The organism is Kitasatospora sp. NPDC059812 (genome assembly GCF_042732075.1).
Classification (GTDB): Bacteria; Actinomycetota; Actinomycetes; order Streptomycetales; family Streptomycetaceae; genus Kitasatospora.
In genome coordinates, this window is sequence record NZ_JBHWIO010000045.1 from 63,101 (window position 1) to 66,502 (window position 3,402).

Here is a 3,402-nt window from a genome sequence, read left to right on the forward strand (position 1 = left end):
GGGGGGGTGTGTGGTGGGGGGTGTGGGTGCGTGAGTGTTTGTGTGCGCGCCCCCCGGGGGGGCGCCCGCCGCGCGGCGCCCGCGCGGGGGGGGGGGGGGGGGGCGCCCCCGCGGCTCCGCCGCGCGCCGGAACGCGGGCGGGCTCCGGGCTCAGAACACCCGTCAGCCCCGCCAGGAGCTGCCGGTAGAGGGCCTGGTCGCCGTGCCACCGGTGGACGTCACCGCGCGCGACGGAGCGGCCGGGCCCGGCCCGGCCGACCCGGCCCCCGAACCGCTGGTCCGCACGGTCGGCGTCGACGAGGTGGTCGACGTCCCGCGCACCGGCGCGGCCGAAGTCCGCGGGGCCGACGCCCCGGACGCCGCCGACTGGCCCGCCGAGGTGCGCGGCGCGGTGGCGCGGCCCTGCACGGCCACGCCCACGGGCGCGCCGTCGCCCGGTTCGACGCGCTCGATCCGCAGCACCAGGTTCCGGTCGCTGCGGTCACCGCCCCCGTCCCGGTTGCGGCTGTGCACCAGCTGCGTCAGCACACCCCGGACCTCCTGCCAGCGCCCCTGCACCGCGCGGATGTTGGGGCACCACTCGCCCTCGCGCCGGTGCTCCAGGTCGAGCTCCCAGCGCTCGGCGTCCACCAGGTGGCTCGCCCCGACCGTCCCGGGAATCTCGACCGGACGGCCACCGCGCACCGTCACCACCGCCCGCTGCGGCCACTGCCCCTCCGCCGCCGTCACCGTGATCCGGCTCCGCCCCTGGTACCAGGCCATCGCTGTCCTCCCACATCCGTCCTCGCGCCGACCGCCAACCACCGACCGGCCTCGGCCGGTATCACGGCCGGCGCCCCCTCCCGGGTTCGAACAGCGGGTGCGACGGCGCACGTCAGGGGGTGCATGCACCCCGGGCCGGCGCGTCCTCGGCCCAACCGTCAAACGAATTGTCGACAGGTTCAGGTCAAAGGGATGGCTAGATCGCCCCCCTTGTCCGTAGTCATGCACACACCTAGCGTGACTGGCCTGCCGCTGTGCGGCGGTTTTCTCACTTGACCATGGAGGTGGTTTCGCCATGTCCGGAACGCCCGAGTACACCGAGCCCGTCGAGCCCACGCCCGCCGTCGCCGAAGCGAACCGGAAGGCCGCCGAGACGGCCAGGATCGCCGACGAGAAGGACGGCCGGGACTTCGCCGACGCCAGCCGGTTCATGATCGCCCCGCCGGACGTGCCCGTCATCATGTCCCGCAAGAACCCGTCGGAGGTGGTCTGGGACTTCACCGCGTACGAGTTCCTCCAGCCGGACCTGCGCACCGAGATGCCCACGGTCAACGGCAGCCTGCACCGGCAGGGCGAACTCACCGCCATCGCCGGGCTGTTCCACGTCACGAGCTGTCCCGCGTACCGGATCTACCAGGTACGCGGCTACGACCTGTCGAACATGACGATCATCGAGAGCGACGCGGGCCTGGTCATCATCGACCCGCTGGCCTGCTACGAGACCGCGCAGGCCGCGCTCCGGCTGTTCCGGGACAGGACCGAGCTCACCCGGGAGCAGCGACCCGTCCTGGGCGTCGTCTACACCCACTGCCACATCGACCACTTCGGCGGTTCCCGGGGCCTGTTCGCCGAGCAGGGCGACCCGCTGGAGCCGGGCGTCCCCGTGGTCGCGCCGGAGGGCTTCCTGGAGCACGCGATCAGCGAGAACGTCTACGCGGGCCCCGCGATGGCGCGGCGCGCGCAGTACATGTACGCGGCGCAGCTGGACAAGAGCCCGACGGGGCAGGTCGGTTCGGGCCTGGGCACGACCATCTCCACCGGCGAGGTGACCCTCATCCCGCCGACCGACTACATCGGCGGGCCCCGTCACCAGCCGGTCCCCAAGGACCAGTGGAGCGACAGCACGTACGTCATCCCCTGGCGGCCGGGGCTGTACCAGTTCAACCTGGCCGGCGTGCAGATGGTGTTCCAGCTCACGCCGGGCACCGAGGCCCCGGCGGAGATGAACATCTACTTCCCGGACGCCCGGACCCTGTGCATCGCGGAGAACGCCACCCACACCATGCACAACATCCTCAGCCTGCGGGGCGCGCAGGTGCGGGACGCGCACGCGTGGTCGAAGTACCTGACCGAGGCGATCCAGACCTTCGGCAAGGAGACCGACGTCCTGTTCGCCTCGCACCACTGGCCGATGTGGAGCGAGGCGGGCGAGGGCAGCGCGCCCGGCAACGCCCGCATCCTCGAATTCCTCAACACCCAGCGCGACATGTACGGCTACCTCAACGACCAGTCGCTGCGGCTGATCAACGCCGGCCGCACCGGCATCGAGATCGCCGAGGAGCTGGAGACCCTCCCGCCGGGCCTGGACGACCACTGGTACAACCAGGGCTACTACGGCTCGATGAGCCACAACCTCAAGGCGGTCTACCAGCGGTACATGGGCTGGTACGACGCCAACCCGGCCCACCTGTGGCAGCTCCCGCCCGTCAAGGCCGGCGCGGCGTACGTCAAGGCGATGGGCGGCGCCGAGGCCGTCGTCACGGCGGCCCAGCGGGCCTACGACACCGACACCACGGACGGCTTCCGCTGGGCCGCCGAACTCCTCGACCACGTCATCTTCGGCGCCGCCGCCGACTCGGGCAGCCCGCTCGCCGAACCGCAGGTCACCCGGGCCAAGGAGCTCCAGGCCAAGGTCTTCACCCAGCTCGGCTACGGCAGCGCCAACGGGACCTGGCGCAACGCCTACCTGACCGGCGCCCGGGAGGTCGTCGACGGCCCGCAGCCGCTGATCACCAGCCAGACCTCCGCCGACCTGATCCGCAGCACCACCCTGGACCAGTTCTTCTCCGCCCTCGCCCGCAGCGTGGACGGGCCGACGGCCGCCGAGCGGAACCGCCTCCCGATCACCCTGAACTGGGTGTTCACCGACACCGGCGACACCTGCACCACCACCCTGCGCAACGGCGTGCTGGTGTTCGTGGCCGGCGGCGACCGCCTCGTCGACGTGCCGGACGCCACCATCACGCTCAGCCGCCAAACCCTCGACGACCTCGCCCAGACCCCCGGCTTCCGACACAACTTCGACCAGGCCGTCGAGGACCGGCACATCGCGCTGACGGGCGCGAACGCCCAGCAGGCGGCCGACGCCGTCTTCGCCACCCTGACCCTCCCCGACCCGAAGTTCCCCATCGTCACCCCGCCCACCCGGTAAACGGCGAGGGGGCGCCTTCGATCTTCCGACTCGATCCGATCTGAGGCCCTGAAGTCCCAAAGCCCCGGAAATGCAGAGAACCCCCATCCGGTTTCCCGGATGGGGGTTCTCTGTGAATGATTGTTCGGCGGCGTCCTACTCTCCCACAGGGTCCCCCCTGCAGTACCATCGGCGCTGTAAGGCTTAGCTTCCGGGTTCGGAATGTAACC

Annotated in this window: 2 protein-coding genes and 1 rRNA gene; 1 reads left to right on the top strand and 2 read right to left on the bottom strand. The window is 71.5% G+C overall.

All coding sequences use genetic code 11. The features are described from left to right. Positions 1 to 162 precede the first annotated feature (162 nt). Entirely contained in the window at positions 163 to 762 is a 600-nt protein-coding gene (locus ACFV6D_RS22360) for a hypothetical protein (protein WP_380560913.1), read from the bottom strand. Positions 763 to 1,057: 295 nt separating this feature from the next. On the opposite strand from ACFV6D_RS22360, the gene ACFV6D_RS22365 reads away from it, so the two are divergent. Then, positions 1,058 to 3,193, top strand: coding sequence for an alkyl/aryl-sulfatase (locus ACFV6D_RS22365; RefSeq protein ID WP_380560914.1), 2,136 nt, complete (start codon positions 1,058 to 1,060; stop codon positions 3,191 to 3,193). Positions 3,194 to 3,315: 122 nt separating this feature from the next. Here ACFV6D_RS22365 and rrf read toward each other — a convergent pair. Then, positions 3,316 to 3,402 (bottom strand): 5S ribosomal RNA (gene rrf / locus ACFV6D_RS22370); the annotation flags it as partial.